Annotated in this window: 13 protein-coding genes; 1 reads left to right on the top strand and 12 read right to left on the bottom strand. The window is 67.3% G+C overall.

Going from position 1 to position 16224, the window contains the following annotated elements; translation table 11 throughout:
* Window positions 1-3: 3 nt before the first annotated feature.
* From urtC to urtA, 3 genes are all read right to left on the bottom strand, one after another.
* Complete coding sequence (gene urtC, locus VD964_RS10150) at window positions 4-1164, bottom strand: urea ABC transporter permease subunit UrtC (RefSeq protein WP_414637121.1); 1161 nt, start codon at window positions 1162-1164, stop codon at window positions 4-6.
* Between the two features lie 7 nt (window positions 1165-1171).
* A complete protein-coding gene (gene urtB, locus VD964_RS10145; RefSeq protein WP_324868181.1) occupies window positions 1172-2794 on the bottom strand; it encodes an urea ABC transporter permease subunit UrtB in 1623 nt (540 codons plus the stop codon).
* Between the two features lie 126 nt (window positions 2795-2920).
* Entirely contained in the window at window positions 2921-4228 is a 1308-nt protein-coding gene (urtA, locus tag VD964_RS10140; RefSeq protein ID WP_324868179.1) for an urea ABC transporter substrate-binding protein, read from the bottom strand.
* A gap of 355 nt (window positions 4229-4583) precedes the next feature.
* Here urtA and VD964_RS10135 point away from each other — a divergent pair, with 355 nt between their 5' ends.
* Window positions 4584-6089, top strand: a complete 1506-nt coding sequence (locus tag VD964_RS10135) for a L,D-transpeptidase family protein (RefSeq protein ID WP_324868176.1) — start codon at window positions 4584-4586, stop codon at window positions 6087-6089.
* A 64-nt stretch (window positions 6090-6153) separates the two neighbouring features.
* Here VD964_RS10135 and VD964_RS10130 read toward each other — a convergent pair whose 3' ends face one another.
* The 9 genes from VD964_RS10130 to VD964_RS10090 all read right to left on the bottom strand — a co-directional run bounded on the left by VD964_RS10130 (window position 6154) and on the right by VD964_RS10090 (window position 16084).
* Window positions 6154-6381: a formate dehydrogenase subunit delta gene (locus tag VD964_RS10130; protein ID WP_324868174.1), complete on the bottom strand. Its 228-nt coding sequence runs from the start codon at window positions 6379-6381 to the stop codon at window positions 6154-6156.
* 25 nt (window positions 6382-6406) lie between these two features.
* Window positions 6407-7234 (bottom strand): formate dehydrogenase accessory sulfurtransferase FdhD, encoded by an 828-nt coding sequence (gene fdhD, locus VD964_RS10125; protein WP_324868173.1) that lies wholly within the window; start codon window positions 7232-7234, stop codon window positions 6407-6409.
* A 20-nt stretch (window positions 7235-7254) separates the two neighbouring features.
* Window positions 7255-10110: a formate dehydrogenase subunit alpha gene (gene fdhF / locus VD964_RS10120; protein WP_324868171.1), complete on the bottom strand. Its 2856-nt coding sequence runs from the start codon at window positions 10108-10110 to the stop codon at window positions 7255-7257.
* 23 nt (window positions 10111-10133) lie between these two features.
* Window positions 10134-11714: an NADH-quinone oxidoreductase subunit NuoF gene (locus VD964_RS10115; RefSeq protein WP_324868169.1), complete on the bottom strand. Its 1581-nt coding sequence runs from the start codon at window positions 11712-11714 to the stop codon at window positions 10134-10136.
* Window positions 11711-12247, bottom strand: coding sequence for a formate dehydrogenase subunit gamma (locus VD964_RS10110; protein ID WP_324868167.1), 537 nt, complete (start codon window positions 12245-12247; stop codon window positions 11711-11713). Before VD964_RS10110 ends, VD964_RS10115 begins: the two co-directional genes overlap by 4 nt.
* A gap of 182 nt (window positions 12248-12429) precedes the next feature.
* Window positions 12430-13380: a LysR family transcriptional regulator gene (locus VD964_RS10105; RefSeq protein WP_324868165.1), complete on the bottom strand. Its 951-nt coding sequence runs from the start codon at window positions 13378-13380 to the stop codon at window positions 12430-12432.
* A gap of 2 nt (window positions 13381-13382) precedes the next feature.
* Window positions 13383-14288: an SMP-30/gluconolactonase/LRE family protein gene (locus tag VD964_RS10100; RefSeq protein WP_324868163.1), complete on the bottom strand. Its 906-nt coding sequence runs from the start codon at window positions 14286-14288 to the stop codon at window positions 13383-13385.
* Window positions 14289-14466: 178 nt separating this feature from the next.
* Window positions 14467-15174 carry a hypothetical protein gene (locus tag VD964_RS10095; RefSeq protein ID WP_324868161.1) on the bottom strand — a complete coding sequence of 236 codons (708 nt, stop codon included), beginning with the start codon at window positions 15172-15174 and terminating at the stop codon, window positions 14467-14469.
* Window positions 15175-15550: 376 nt separating this feature from the next.
* Complete coding sequence (locus tag VD964_RS10090) at window positions 15551-16084, bottom strand: DUF2290 domain-containing protein (RefSeq protein WP_324868159.1); 534 nt, start codon at window positions 16082-16084, stop codon at window positions 15551-15553.
* Window positions 16085-16224 lie beyond the last annotated feature (140 nt).

Genomic DNA, 16224 nt, shown 5'->3' with positions numbered 1-16224 from the left:
GGGTCAGGCTCCCTTCTGGCCAGCGGTCTGGTTTGCAGGTTGGGCGTTGGGAAGGGGCGAGGCCTTGTTGCGGCGGGGCAGCTTGGCGGTCAGCTGGCCCCACAGCCCCAGCAGGCCCTTGGGCAGGAACAGGGTGACCGCCACGAACAGGCCGCCGAGCGCGAACAGCCACAGCTCCGGCAGGGCGCCGGTGAAATAGCTCTTGCCCATGTTGACCAGCACCGCGCCCAGGATGCCGCCGGCCAGCGTGCCGCGCCCGCCGACGGCGACCCAGATCACCGCCTCGATCGAACTGGCCGGGGCGAATTCGGACGGGTTGATGATGCCGACCTGCGGGACATAGAGGGCACCCGCGACGCCGGCCATGCAGGCCGACAGGGTCCAGGCGAACAGCTTGTAGCTTTCGGTGTCGTAGCCCATGAAGCGCACGCGGCTTTCCGCGTCGCGCAGCGCCACCAGCACCTTGCCCAGCTTGGACGCGATCACCCCCGACGCGATCATGTAGGAGAGCGCCAGCGCCGCCACCGTCGCCACGAACAGCGCGACGCGGGTGGTGTCGGCCTGGATGTCGTAGCCGAGGATGTCCTTGAAGTCGGTCAGGCCGTTGTTGCCGCCGAAGCCCATGTCGTTGCGGAAGAAGGCCAGCAGCAGGGCGAAGGTCAGCGCCTGGGTGATGATCGACAGGTAGACGCCGGTGACGCGGCTGCGGAAGGCGAACCAGCCGAAGGCGAAGGCCAGCGCGCCCGGCACCACCAGCACCATCAGCGCCGCGAACCAGAACTGGTCGAAACCCCACCAGTACCAGGGCAGCTCCGTCCAGTTCAGGAACACCATGAAGTCGGGCAGCTCCGGGTTGCCGTAGACGCCGCGCGGGCCGATCTGCCGCATCAGGTACATGCCCATGGCATAGCCGCCGAGCGCGAAGAAGGCGGCATGGCCGAGCGACAGGATGCCGCAATAGCCCCACACCAGATCGAGCGCCAGCGCCAGCAGCGCGAAGCACAGGTATTTGCCCAGCAGCGAGACGGTGAAGACCGACAGGTGGAAGGGCGAGTCCGCCGGCACCCACAGCGTCATCACCGGGACCGCCACCGCCAGGAACGCGAGGATCGTCAGAACGATCCCGGCCTTGCGGTCCAGCCCCATCAGGAAAAAGCGCAGCAGCATCGGATCAGGCCTCCACCGCGCGGCCCTTCAGCGCGAACAGGCCGCGCGGACGCCGTTGGATGAACAGGATGATGAAGATCAGCACCAGGATCTTGCCCAGCACCGCACCGGCATAGGGTTCCAGGAACTTGTTGATGGAGCCCAGCGTCAGGGCGCCGACCAGCGTGCCCCACAGGTTGCCCACCCCGCCGAACACCACGACCATGAAGCTGTCGATGATGTAGCCCTGCCCCAGGTTCGGGCTGACATTGTCGATCTGGCTCAGCGCCACCCCGGCCAGACCGGCGATGCCGGAGCCGAGACCGAAGGTCAGCGCATCGACCCGCGCGGTGCGGATGCCCATGGCGTTGGCCATCGGCCGGTTCTGCGTCACCGCCCGGATCGACAGGCCGAACCAGGTGCGCTTCAGCGCCACCAGCAGGGCCGCGAAGACGGCAAAGGCGAAGATGACGATCCACAGCCGGCCGTAGGTGATGGTCAGGCCGCCCAGTTCGAAGGCGCCGGACATCCAGCTGGGCGCGCCGACCTCGCGGTTGGTCGGGCCGAAGATGCTGCGCACCGCCTGCTGGAGCGCCAGCGACAGGCCCCAGGTGGCGAGCAGCGTTTCCAGCGGACGGCCGTAGAGCCAGCGGATCACGCTGCGCTCGATGATGATGCCGACACCGCCCGACACGAGAAAGGCGGCGGGCAGCGCCACCAGGATCGACAGGTCGAACAGACCGGGGGCGTAGGCGCGGAAGGCCTCCTGCACCAGGAAGGTGGTGTAGGCGCCGATCATCACCATTTCGCCATGGGCCATGTTGATGACGCCCATCACGCCGAAGGTGACGGCGAGCCCGATGGCGGCCAGCAGCAGCACCGAGCCCAGCGACAGCCCGTACCAGAGATTCTGCAGAGCGGCCCAGAAGGCCAGTTTCTGCTCCAGGGTGGAGACGGCGGCGGCGGCCGACCGCTTGGTGACGTCCGACGCGCCGGAGCCGGCGACCATGTTCAGCAGCACCAGCGCGTCGCGGTCGCCGCGGGCGGTGAGCGTGTCGGTCGCCGACTGGATTTCTGCGTCGGACATCTTCGACGCGGCCTCGCCGGTCAGCAGGATGGCGGCGCGTGCCTGCTCCATGGCGGCGCGCACGCCCTTGTCCTGCTCCTTGGCGATGGCGGCGTTCAGCGTCTCCAGCGCCTGGGCGTCACGGCTCTTGAACACCGCATCGGCGGCGGAGCGGCGGACGCCGGCATCGGGGCTCATCAGGGTGAGGGCGCCCAGAGAGGCGCTGATGGCGCGGCGGAGGGCATTGTTGATGCGAATCTTCTCGACCGCGGCGGCCGGCGCATCGCCGAGCGCGGCGCGGGTCAGCGGATCGGTCAGGGTATAGGCGTCGCCGGCCTTGCGGGCGATGACGACGGTGCCGTCGGCCTTGCGCACGAAGAGGTCGCCGGCCTGGAGCGCCTCGATCACCGGCACGGCGGCCGGGTCGCCGGCCTCCGACAGTTGCGCCAGGGCCTTTTCGGTTCCGGAATAGCCGCCGCTGCCCAGGGCCTGGACGAGAGGACGGAGGTCGGCGGCGAATGCGGCGGTCGATGTGGCGACCACCACACAGAGCGCCATCAGCCAGCGGAGAGCGCGTCGCATCGCGGGTCCTTCGGTGCAGGGGGTGCTAACAACGCGAAACGCTTGCTCTCTCCCCTCCCCCGCCCGGCGGGAAAGGGGAAAGGGCAAGCGTCGCAACCACTCAGATCAGCGAGGGAACGCTAACCCTCACGACCCCTTGCCGCCGCACTTGCCGGTCTTCACGTTGAAGTTGCCGCAGGACATCGGCTTGCGCCAGTCGGCGATCAGGTCCTTGCTGTCCGGCAGGAAGTCCGACCACTCGTCGCCCGGGACGAGGCCCGAGGTCTTGGAGACGACGTCGAACTGGCCGTTCTCCTGCACTTCGCCGATCAGGACCGGCTTGGTGATGTGGTGGTTCGGCAGCATCGCCGAATAGCCGCCGGTCAGGTTGGGCACGGCAACGCCGACCATGGCGTCGATGACCTTGTCCGGCTCGGTGGTGCCGGCCGCCTCGACCGCCTTCACCCACATGTTGAAGCCGATGTAATGGGCTTCCATCGGGTCGTTGGTGACGCGCTTGTCGTTCTTGGTGTAGGCCTTCCAGGCCTTGATGAAGTCGCTGTTCGACGGAGTCTCGACCGACTGGAAGTAGTTCCAGGCGGCCAGATGGCCCAGCAGCGGCTTGGTGTCGATGCCGGCCAGCTCTTCCTCGCCGACGGAGAAGGCGACGACCGGGATGTCCTGCGCCTTCACGCCCTGGTTGCCCAGCTCCTTGTAGAAGGGGACGTTGGCGTCGCCGTTGATGGTGGAGACGACGGCGGTCTTCTTGCCGGCCGACCCGAACTTCTTGATGTCCGCCACGATCGACTGCCAGTCGGAATGACCGAACGGCGTGTAGTTGATCATGATGTCCTCGGGCTTGACGCCCTTGCCCTTCAGATAGGCTTCGAGGATCTTGTTGGTCGTGCGCGGATAGACGTAGTCGGTGCCGGCCAGCACCCAGCGCTGGACCTTTTCCTTCTGCATCAGGTAATCGACGGCCGGGATTGCCTGCTGGTTCGGGGCGGCGCCGGTGTAGAAGACGTTGCGGGAGGACTCCTCGCCCTCATACTGGACCGGGTAGAAGAGGATGTTGTTCAGCTCCTCGAACACCGGCAGGACCGACTTGCGGCTGACCGAAGTCCAGCAGCCGAACACGGCCGACACCTTGTCCTTGCTGATCAGCTCGCGCGCCTTCTCGGCGAAGAGCGGCCAGTTGGAGGCGGGATCGACCACCACCGGCTCCAGCTTCTTGCCCAGCAGGCCGCCCTTCTTGTTCTGCTCGTCGATCAGCATCAGCATGACGTCCTTGAGCGTCGTCTCGCTGATCGCCATCGTGCCGGACAGGGAGTGCAGGATGCCCACCTTGATCGTGTCCTGCGCCATCGCCGGCGCGGACATCGCAGCCATCGCACCCATGGCCAGACCGGCCAGCGCGCTGATCCCGAAGCTCGACGTCAGTTGCTTGGTCCGCATGAAGTTGCCCCCTTCCTTTGGCGCCCCGGTTGCTCCGGGGCTTCGCCACATCGTCGGAAGAAAGGCTACCGCGCATGCGAAAGACCGTATCTACGTCAAATGACACATACGGCCACGCCCCAGCATTTCCGGCGGTACCACCGGCGACGGTTCGGAATAAATCCGGTGCGGCGGCGTCCACCTGTCTGATGAACGCGTGTAACGACGATGGCCTCCCGCGAGTGACGCGGCGATGCACGGGAGCAACAGTGTGAACAGCAGAGCTGACGACACCAAATGTCGCTTGCGGATCCCGGATGGCTGGCTGAAGGATACAGCGCTCGATCCTATCCGTTCACGTTCCGGTCCCATCGCCATGCATGATCACCGCCGCCTGATCTCCCGCCGCTCCGCCGCCCTGCTGATGGTCGGCGGGCTGGTCGGCGTCATCCTGAGCGGTCCGGCGCTGGCCGCACCGCAGAAGGAAGGGGCGCAGGCTGCCAAGCCGCCGCTGGTCGCGGGCTGGGCGGCGGCGCTGGAACGGCGCGCGTTGGAAATCCAGAATGCGCCCAAGGCGCAGGCCACCCGCATCGGCTATGGCGCCGTCGTCAAGAAGGGCGACGGCGGCATGATCGAGAGCGTCGCCCCGGCGGTGGAGTTGCCGCCGGCGGAGGTCCAGCAGGCCCAGGCCCCCACCCTGCCCGGCCTGGAACCGGTGGAGCCGGCGCCGCCGGTGGTCATCACCGTGCGCTCGCCGCTGGCCGATCGGGTCGGCCGTGTGTCGCGCCGCCTGATCGAGCTGGGCTTCCTGCCCGCCGACAAGTGGACCGACAGCTTCAACGACGATGTCGAGACCGCCGTGCGCGCCTTCCAGCTGGCGGAAGGGCTGCAGCCCGACGGCAAGGTGGGCGAGGTGACGCGCCAGGCGATGGACCGTACGCCGGCCCAGACCGTCGCGCTTCTGCGCCGTGCCGCGACGGCGATGCGGGCGCAACAGGCCTCCATCCCCGAGACCACCATCCTGGTCAACCTGCCCGGTCAGTCGGTCACCCTGATCGAGCATGGCCGCCCGAGCTTCACCATGCGCGCGGTGGTCGGCCGGCCGTCGCGCAAGACGCCGCTGCTGCAGGACAAGGTCACCAGCGTCACCATCAACCCGACCTGGACCGTTCCGCCGACGGTGCTGAGCGAGGACAAGCTGCCGGCCTTGCGCAAGAAGGGCACCACCGGCATCAAGAACGCCGCCGTCTATCTGGACGGGACGGAGGTGGTCAACACGCAGTCGGTCAACTGGTGGGGGGTCGATCCCGGCCGCGTCCGCATCGTCCAGAAGCCGGGCGACGACAACGCGCTGGGCCGCTTCCGCTTCAACCTGACCAACGGCGACGGCATCTTCCTGCACGGCACCAACGACCCGCGGCTGTTCAGCCGCGACCTGCGCGCCGCCAGTTCCGGCTGCGTGCGGCTGGAGGATGCCCGGATGATGGCGGAAACGCTGCTCGGTGCGGCGAAGATCACGCCGGCCAGCATAGGCCAGCAACTCGACACCGGGGAGACCAAGACGATCCGGCTGCCGAACGCCATCCCCGTGCGCTTCGTCTACTGGAACGCCTCGGTCGACACCGCGGGCGTGGTGCGCGTCCATCCCGACATCTACGAGGATCCGCCCACCCTTTCCACCCCGGCCGGCCAGTCGGGTTCGGCGGCTCCGGCGATGTCGGCCAATCCGGCGGGCAACACTGCCGCCACCCCGGTGTCGACGCCGCGCCCGCTGTCCAAGCCGGCGCCGCTGCCGGTCCCGGCCGCCCATGCGCCGACGCCGCTGTCCTCCGCCTCGGTGCCGGCCCCGGCCAAGCCGCTGCCGGCACCGACGGGAATGTGAAATTGGGCGAATCCCCCTCTCCCCGGGGGGAGAGGGGATTTGGTCCGTTATCATCGGTGTCTCCTCACCGCGCCTGGAGCACCCCCACCGCACCGCGCGCGACCTCGTGCAGATCGCCTGCGCCGCCGGACTGGACATGGGCGAACAGGCCGGCGCGCATGCGCGGATCCCAGAATTTGCGGATGTGGGTCGCCGTCTCCGTCACCGCTTCCTCATGCGGGTAGGTGGCGAAATGGACGGCGATCTGGTTCGCCATCCGGACCAGATCCTTGGCATGGTTCGTGTGGCTCATCGGTGTCTCCGGAATGGGTTGAAAATCAACGGAACAGGATGACGGTGTCGCGGCGCGACAGCGCGCCCAGCGTCAGGTTGGCGTTGCGCGCCAGTTCCAGCGCCAGAGCCGTCGGGGCCGAGATGGTCGCCAGCAGCGGGATGCCCACCGCCGCGGTCTTCTGCACCAGTTCGAAGCTGCAGCGGCTGGTCATCACCACGAAGCCGGTGGCCGGGTCTGCGCCCGAGCGGACGACGGCGCCGATCAGCTTGTCCAGCGCGTTGTGGCGGCCGACATCCTCGCGGGCCAGCCGGATGGTCCCGTCCGGCGCGCACCACGCCGCGGCATGGACCGAGCGGTTGGCCCGGTTCATCGGCTGGTGATCCGGCAGGGCGCGGAAGGCGGCGGCCACCGCGGCCGGGTCCACCTCCAGCGAGGTTTCGATCTTGCGGGGCTCCCGAACGGCGTGGACAAGACTGTCCACGCCGCACAGGCCACAGCCGCTCCGCCCCTCCATGGAGCGGCTGCGCAGACTTCCGCGCAGGAGACGCAAAGGGTCGACCGTCAGGTTGACGACGAAGCCCAGCGGCGTTTCCCGCACGGAGATTTTCTCGATATCCGCGGCGGACCCGACGATCTCCTCGGCAAGGCTGAAGCCCAGCGCGAAGTCTTCCAGATCGGCGGGGGTCGCCATCATCACGGCATGGGAGCGGCCGTTGTATTCGAAGGCGACCGCGGTTTCCTCCGGCACCTGCCATTCGACGTCCGCGCCCTCCTCCACCCCGACACCGGCGGGAAAGCCGGTGCCGGTGACGGCGATGGAGCACATGAGGCTGTCGTCAGGACGGATGGAACCCGAAGGCATCGCGGTCATGCTTCCCACTCCTCAGGACGTTATTCGGCGGCGAGGACGTTGGCGGCGGCGATGCGCTTGCGCTCGACATCGTTCTTCGCGTAGTCGACCTGCCAGTCCGACGGCTGGTTGCTGCGGGCGACCTGCACCGCCGTCACCTTGTATTCGGGGCAGTTGGTCGCCCAGTCCGAATTCTCCGTGGTGATGACGTTGGCACCGGTCACGGGGTGGTGGAAGGTGGTGTAGACGACGCCGGCCGGCATGCGGTCGGAGATGACGGCGCGCAACGTCGTCGCCCCCATGCGGCTGGCGAGCGACACCATATCGCCGTCCTTGACGCCCCGGATCTCGGCATCCACCGCGTTGATCTCCAGCACATCCTCCGGGTGCCAGGCCACGTTGGCGGTGCGGCGGGTCTGGGCGCCGACATTGTAGTGGGCGAGGATACGGCCGGTGGTCAGCACCAGCGGGTACATCCGCGTGGTCCGCTCGTCGGTCGGCACATATTCGGTGATCACGAAGCGGCCGAGACCGCGGGCGAAGCTCTCGCCATGCATGATCGCCATGCCGGTGTCGTCGTCCTCCAAGCCGGTGCAGGGCCACTGGACGCTGCCGACGCGGTCGAGCTTCTCGAAGCTGACGCCACGGAAAGTCGGGGTCAGCCTCGCGATCTCGTCCATGATCTCGGACGTGCTGTTGTAGTGCATCGGATAGCCCATGGCCGTCGCCAGCGCGCAGGCCACCCAATGCTCGTCCTTGCCGACCTTGGACGGCATCGCCTTGCGGACGCGGTTGATGCGGCGTTCGGCGTTGGTGAAGGTGCCGTCCTTTTCCAGGAAGGAGGTGCCGGGGAAGAAGACGTGGGCGAAGGCCGCCGTTTCGTTCAGGAACAGGTCCTGGACGATGACGATGTCCAGCGATTCCAGCGCCGAGGTGACATGGGTGGTGTTGGGATCGGACTGGACGATGTCCTCGCCCTGCACGAACAGGCCGCGGAAGCTGCCGTCATGCGCGCTGTCGAACATGTTGGGGATGCGCAGGCCCGGTTCCGGATCGAGCGTGACGCCCCAGGCGGCTTCGAACTCCTGGCGGACGAGGTCGTCCGACACATGGCGGTAACCCGGCAGCTCGTGCGGGAAGGAGCCCATGTCGCAGGAGCCCTGCACGTTGTTCTGGCCGCGCAGCGGATTCACGCCGACGCCCTCGCGGCCGATGTTGCCGGTCGCCATCGCAAGGTTGGCGATCGCCATCACCGTGCTGGAGCCCTGGCTGTGCTCGGTCACGCCCAGGCCGTAATAGATCGCGGCGTTGCCGCCGGTGGCGTAGAGGCGGGCGGCGGCGCGGACCTGATCGGCCGGGACACCGGTGCGCGATTCCAGATATTCCGGCGAGTTGCGGTGCTCGGCGATAAACGCCTCCCACTTCGCGAACGCCGCAGGGTCGCAGCGCTCCTCGACGAAGGGGCGGTTCACCAGCCCTTCGGTGACGATGGTGTGGGCGATGGCGTTGACCACGGCGACGTTGGTGCCGGGCTGGAGCTGGAGATGGTATTCGGCCTGGACATGCGGGCTGCGCACCAGATCGATGCGGCGCGGGTCGATGACGATCAGCTTGGCCCCGGCGCGCAGACGCTTCTTCATGCGCGAGCCGAACACCGGGTGACCGTCGGTCGGGTTGGCACCGATGACCAGGATGACGTCGGACTTGTCGACGCTGCGGAAGTCCTGCGTGCCGGCCGAGGTGCCGAAGGTCTGCGACAGGCCGTAGCCGGTCGGCGAATGGCAGACGCGGGCGCAGGTGTCGATGTTGTTGGTGCCGAAGGCGGCCCGGATCATCTTCTGGACGACATAGACCTCCTCGTTGGTGCAGCGCGACGAGGTGATGCCGCCGATGGAGCCCCGGCCATACTTGGCCTGCACCGCCTGCAGCCGCTCGGCGGCATAGGCGATGGCCTCCTCCCACGATACCTCGCGCCACGGGTCGGTGATCCGCTCGCGCACCATGGGCTTCATGATGCGGTCCTTGTGGGTGGCGTAGCCCCAGGCGAAGCGGCCCTTGACGCAGCTATGCCCCTCGTTGGCGCCGCCGTTCTTCCACGGAGTCATCCGGACCACGGTGGTCCCCTGCATCTCCGCCTTGAAGGAGCAGCCGACGCCGCAATAGGCGCAGGTGGTGATGACGCTGTGTTCCGGCTGACCGTGCTCGATGATCGACTTCTCGGTCAGGGTCGCGGTCGGGCAGGCCTGGACGCAGGCACCGCAGGACACGCACTCGCTTTCCATGAAGCTTTCCTTGGCGCCCGGCGACACCGACGACGCGAAGCCACGCCCGTCGATGGTCAGCGCGAAGGTGCCCTGGGTTTCCTGGCAGGCGCGGACGCAGCGCGAGCAGACGATGCACTTGGAGGCGTCGAAGGTGAAATACGGGTTGCTCTCGTCCTTCGCGGCGGCGCGATGGTTTTCGCCGTCGAAACCGTACCGCACGTTGCGCAGACCAACGGCGCCGGCCATGTCCTGCAACTCGCAGTCACCGTTGGCGGCGCAGGTCAGGCAGTCGAGCGGATGGTCGGAGATGTAGAGCTCCATCACGCCGCGGCGCAGCTTCGCCAACTTGTCGGTCTGGGTGTGGACCTTCATGCCCGGCGCGACGGGGGTGGTGCAGGAGGCCGGAGTGCCGCGGCGCCCTTCGATCTCGACCGCGCAGAGGCGGCAGGAGCCGAAGGGTTCCAGGCTGTCGGTGGCGCAGAGCTTCGGCACGGTGATGCCGGCGTCCATCGCGGCGCGCATCACGGAGGTGCCTTCGGGAACGGTGATGGCGCGGCCGTCGATCTCCAGCGTCACCAGGGTCTCGGAGACGCGGGCCGGGGTGCCGTAGTCGGTCTCGTGGATGAGGGTCATCTCGGGGGCTCCTGGGTCGCTCGTTATTCGGCGGCGATGTGGGTGACGCGGACGGCGTGCGTTTTCTTGCGGAAGTCCTCCGGGAAATGCTTCACCGCGCTGCGCACCGGATAGGGAGTCATGCCGCCCATGGCGCAGAGCGAGCCGTCCACCATCACGTCGCAGAGGTCGGCGAGCAGTTCGAGATTCGCGTCGACGTTCTTGCCGGCGATGATCTTGTCCAGCGTCTCCATCCCGCGGGTCGAGCCGATGCGGCAGGGGGTGCACTTGCCGCAGGATTCCGCCACGCAGAACTCCATCGCGAAGCGGGCCTGCTGGGCCATGTCGACGCTGTCGTCGAAGACGACGATGCCGCCATGGCCGACCATCGCCTCCTGCGCGGCGAAGGCCTCGTAATCCTTGGGCAGATCGAACTGCGACGGCGGCAGATAGGCGCCGAGCGGGCCGCCGACCTGCACCGTGCGGATCGGCCGGCCGGTGATGGTGCCGCCGCCGAAGTCGTAGAGCAGCTCGTGCAGGGTGATGCCGAAGGCCTTTTCGACGATGCCGCCATGCTTGATGTTGCCGGCAAGCTGGAAGGGCAGCGTGCCGCGCGAGCGGCCGACGCCGAAGTCGCGATAATACTCGCCGCCCTTGTCGAGGATGATCGGCACCGAGCAGAGCGACAGCACGTTGTTGACCACGGTCGGCTTGCCGAACAGTCCCTCCAGCGCCGGCAGCGGCGGCTTGGAGCGGACCATGCCGCGCTTGCCCTCCAGGCTTTCCAGCATCGCCGTCTCTTCGCCGCAGATATAGGCGCCGGCGCCGACGCGGACGTCGAGATGGAAGCTGCGGTTGGTGCCGTGGATGTTGTCGCCGAGCCAGCCCTCGTCATAGGCCAGCTTAATGGCGTGGCGCAGGGTCGCCGTGGCGTGCGGGTATTCCGAGCGCATGTAGACGTAGCCGGAGGTGGCGCCCACCGCGATGGCGGCGATGGTCATGCCCTCGATCAGGCAGAAGGGATCGCCTTCGATGATCATGCGGTCGGCGAAGGTGCCGCTGTCGCCCTCGTCGGCATTGCAGCAGACGAATTTCTCGTCCGCCTTGGCCTGCATCACCGTGTTCCACTTGATGCCGGTGGGGAAGCCTGCGCCGCCGCGGCCGCGCAGGCCGCTGTCGGTCACGACCTTGACAATCTCCGCCTGGGACATCGCCAGCGCGTTCTCGAGGCCCCGGAAACCGCCATGGGCGCGGTAGTCCTCGACCGACAGCGGATCGATGATGCCGCAGCGGGCGAAGGTCAGCCGCTCCTGCTTCTTGAAGTAGGGGATTTCCTCGGTCAGGCCGTGGCCGAGCGCGTGCTCCCCGCCGGTCAGGAAGCCGGCGTCGAAGAGGCCCGGGACATCGGCCGGGGTGACCGGGCCGTAGGCGACGCGGCCGTCCGGGGTTTCGACCTCGACCAGCGGTTCCAGGTAGAGCATGCCGCGGGAGCCGTTGCGGACGATGCGCAGCGGCAGGTCGCGCCTGGCGGCCTCGGCCCGGATGGCGGCGGCCACGGCGTCGGCGCCGACGGACAGGGCGGCGGAATCGCGCGGGACGAAGACGGTGATCAGATGGCCGCTCATTGCGCGTGACCCTTGTGGGAGTGGCTGAGGGCGCGGGGGATCTGCTGGTGGGCCTGCGGGTTGGTCCGCGTCTCCGCCGCCAGTTCGTCGAAGCGGTCCGGCGAGACGCGGCCGTGCAGGTTCTCGTCGATCATGACGGCGGGGGACAGGGCGCAGTTGCCGAGGCAGAAGACCGGTTCCAGCGTGAAGGCGCCATCGGCGGTGGTGCCGTGGAAATCGACCTGCAGCCGCCTCTTGATGTGGTCGACCAGGGCGTTGGCGCCCATCGACTGGCAGGCTTCGGCCCGGCAGACTTTGATGATGTGGCGGCCGGGCTTTTCGCGGCGGAATTCGTGATAGAAGGACACCACGCCATGCACGTCGGCGCGCGAGAGGTTCAGCTCCGTCGCCAGCAGGGGGATGGCCTGTTCGTCGATATAGCCGAACTCTTCCTGCAGCGCGTGAAGGATCGGCAGCAGGGCGCCGCGCAGATGCCGATTGCTATCGACAATCGTCATGGCGCGCTCAGCGCTCCACGGATGGCTTGCGTTCACGGGTATCCCTCCTTGCGATCGTCCGCGCCGCACTTGGGGTCGGCGTCGTTCTGGCTTGGCTCTGTTGGCTTTTTCCGGGCGTCTCTCAGCGCCCCACACCGTCAGAGTGGCGGAGGATACGGTATGCCAGCAAATTGTATTTTCCGATGGGCTGATAGCTTTTCGCTATCAAGAACGGCCCTTCAGCGGATCGCCAGCCGCCAGGGGATCATGGCCTCGGCGACGCTGATCGCCACCCGCTGGGCGATGTCGGCGTCGGATGCCGCCACCGCCAGGGCCTTGGCCAGCGGCGGCGGCGGGTCGCGGTCGGCATAGGCGAGGCCGACGACGTGGCTCAGTTCCGGATCGACCAGCGGCAGGGCGACGATGTCCGGATGCGGGGGCACGAAGGTCAGCAGCTGGCCGGGGACGATGCTGGCGCAGCTGCCGGCGCGGACGATGGTGTAGAGGGTGACGATGGAGTTGGTCTCCATCGCCGGCTGCACCGTCCGCCCGGTCATGCGGAAGGCGGTGTCGGCGATGCGGCGGTTCTGCATGTCGGGGGTCAGCAGGCAGAGCCGGAGACCGGCCGCCGTTTCCCACGTCACGGCACCCTCGGCGATCAGCTCCTCGGCCAAGTCGTCGCGGTGGGCCAGCAGGTGGTAGCGCTCGGTGTAGAGCGGCAGGGTGCGGACGTTGTTCAGCGGTTCGTTGTCGAGATAGGTGATGGCGGCGTCGAGTTCGAATTCGTCGAGGCCGCGCTGGATCTCGCGCGAACTGAGCGAGACGACGGTGGAGCGGATGTGCGGGAAGCGGGTGGTGAAGGGCGTCAGCACATGCGGCACCACCGGCAGGGCGGAGGGGATGGCGCCGACCCGCAGATGGCCGGTGACGCCCTGGGCCAGGGCCAGCAGCTCGTGGCGCAGGTTGTCGCGCTCGCCGACGATGCGGCGGGCGTATTCCAGCACCGTCAGCCCCTCGGGCGTGAAGCCTTCGAACTTCTGGCCGCGCTCGACGATGGGGACCTGAAGCTCCTCCTCCAGCTGGCGGATGGCGTTGGAGAGGGTCGGCTGCGAGACGTGGCAGCTTTCCGCCGCGCGGCCGAAATGCTTCTCGCGCGCCAGGGCCAGCAGGTAGACGAACTTCCGGAACATGCTCAGGCTTCCGGGTCGAAGGGCGGGACCGGCAGGCCCGGCACATCGACCGTCATGGCGAACAGGCCGCCGGACTGCGGCAGGCGCTCCAGCTCGTCGGCGGGGCGGCCGGCGCTGGCGCTGGTGACGTAGAGGGTGCGCAGGTCGGGACCGCCGAAGGCCACCATGGTCGGGCAGCGCGCCGCCACCGGATGTTCCGACAGCAGCTCGCCGGCGGGGGAGAAGCGCGCGACCCGCCCGCCCTCGTAGAGCGCGGTCCAATAGCAGCCGTCGGCATCCACCGCCGCCCCGTCCGGCCGGCCGCGGTCGCCGTCCTTCGGCTCCAGCCGGACGAAGATCTCGCGGTCGGAGACGGCGCCGGTGGCGGGATCGTAGCGGTAGCGGTAGACGGTGAAGGTCGGGGTGTCGGAATGGTACAGGATCCGCCCGTCCGGGCTGAAGGCCAGACCGTTGGAGGTCAGCAGCCCGCCGGCCAGCACCGCCAGCCCGCGCCGGTCGTAGCGGTAGAGATGCGCCTTGCCGCCGGCCTTGGGCTCGTCCAGCGTGCCGGCCAGATAGCGGCCGGCGGGATCGGTCTTGCCGTCGTTGAAGCGGCTGGCGCCCTGGTCCTCCGGATTGGCGGCGAGGCAGGCGACCGGTCTCCCCTCCCCGTCCAGCTGCCACAGGCCGGAGCGCAGGCCGGCGATGAAGCCGCCACCCTTGCGCGGGGCGACGCAGCCGATCTCCTCCGGCAGGGCCATCGCAAGATTGGTCCCGGTGGCCGGATCGAAGCGGTTCAGCGCCCGGCCCTTGATGTCGACCCAATAGAGCGCCTGATCGTCCACCGACCAGACCGGCCCCTCCCCCAGCCTGGCACGGGCGTCGAGCACACAGGTGAAGCCTGTGGTGAAGGCGGGGCCGGCGGTCATCGCGTGATCCTCGGGTGTTCGAACGGACACGCAGGGTCGGACAGATCGGCGGCGCGATCAAGCATCCCGGTCAGACAGTCCGGCGGGGCCGGTCAGGGTGGGGGTATCGGCGGCCTCATCGGGGGTTGGAACGGCGTGGAACAGGTTTAGGCGGATGTTGCATCGGCCGGCGGAGCCGTCAGAGGGGATGGGAGAAGGGACCGGCGGCGCGGCGGCTGACCGGGCCGGGGTTGAGGTTGGGGAAATGCTCGTACTCGTTGACGGTCCAGGGGAAGACGCCCTTCGGACCTTCGCCCTCCGGCCGGGCCAGTATGGCGGCGACCATGGCGGGATCGGGCGCCATCCGCTCGCGCAGGTCGCCGGGGATGTCGTCGTCCAGTTCGGGGATGGTGACGGCGGGCGGATCCTCGGGTCTGGGGGCCGGTCTGGGGGCGGGCCGGGGAGCGGGCGGCTCGGCCTGTTCGGCGGCTTGCCGCCTGGACGCCGGGCGGTCGAGACCGTCAAACAGGCCGAGCCGTTCGGCCATCCAGCGGACGGTGGTGGGATCGCCGGAGGTGACCAGCCGCTCGATCTGCTCGGCCACCAGGATGCGCAGCGAGGACAGGCGCAGCTCGGCCTCGCGGTTCAGCGCCTGCCGCTCCCACCACACCCTGTGACGAAAATCCTTGGAACCGTAATAGGCCCGCCAGAGCGTGGTGCGGCTGCACCCCATGGCGCGGGAGACCTGAAGGAAGCTGTTGCCGCGCGCCAGCATGCCGGCGGCCATGATCCACTGCTCGTCATGGAACTGCGAACCGGGGACCAGCGAGCCTTCGGACGGCACCGGCGGCTCTTCGGCCCAGGCGGGGAAACGGTCGTTCTGGAAGGTGCGGCTGTCGAGGGGCATGGTGGGGCTCCGCGAAGGGGTGGGACCTGGGCGGAGAGGGTATAGGAATTTGGTCCTGGTTTGGGGGATTTTTGTGAAAAGGTAATAGGGGCAAACTCTAGGCAAGCGCTACGCTCAAGCCCGAGAGCCGTTCGGTGAGACCGTTGCGAATCATCGATTTGCAAGATCCTGCCGTCGCATACGGCCAAGGCAATGCCCAGGCCTTTGCCCCTTTAACGTGGAAGTGGGGACGCACGCTTCCGTGTCGGAACGGATACTGCCATCGTCCAAAAAACGCAATCGCCTAGCGCCTATCTTCTTCGTTCAGAAACTGCAATCCAAGGCTCAAAAATCCTCTCTACATCTATTCCATGGCTATCGCACATCGAGCACCCGCTTATGCTGGCAACTTTATGCCTTGTTGTCCGAGCAGGGCCGACATGTGGAAGCCCATCTTTTCATAGTCTGTTAGAAAAAGTGAAACTCCATCACCTTTGATAGACGTCAGCAGACGCTCGTCGAAACATGTAGATAGCGCAGTTAGAGTTTCCTGCTCATTTTCTGGCTTGGAGAAGCGCGATCCACTCCACCAAATATCTGGATAGTAAAATTTTGTCATCAGGAAACCAAAGCTCTTTGGCGACAGCTTTCGTCCAGAGCACCAGCGATCTTCCCCCGACATACCGATGTGAAAATGCGCACCGGGATGCCGAACCGGCCGATACTGTTTCTCACTATATTCGAAGCGCACTCGAGGGATATATCCACGGGCAGGCATGCAGGCGACAAGTTCATCGAACTCATCTGCGGTCAAATCCCCATTGTCGCGCTCCTTCTCCAGTTCATAAAACGTGTGTAGTGCGTCAGTGGAACCACTCAATCTTGGGTTAGGGTAATATGCTAGTATTTGCTCACCGGGCTGGCTGCGCATGTGATGCCGGCTCGGGCCGGCTCGGCGTCGGGCGCATTGGGGGTGGGGTGACGATCTGGTGTTGCGTTGCGGGGGCTGACATGAGCCAAAGGCGGAATGACAGTTCCGCCGCGCTATCGCCTGAGCGACGCTGAGAAGGA

The organism is Azospirillum sp. (genome assembly GCF_035628975.1).
Classification (GTDB): Bacteria; Pseudomonadota; Alphaproteobacteria; order Azospirillales; family Azospirillaceae; genus Azospirillum.
This window is presented reverse-complemented; position numbering and strand designations above follow the sequence as displayed.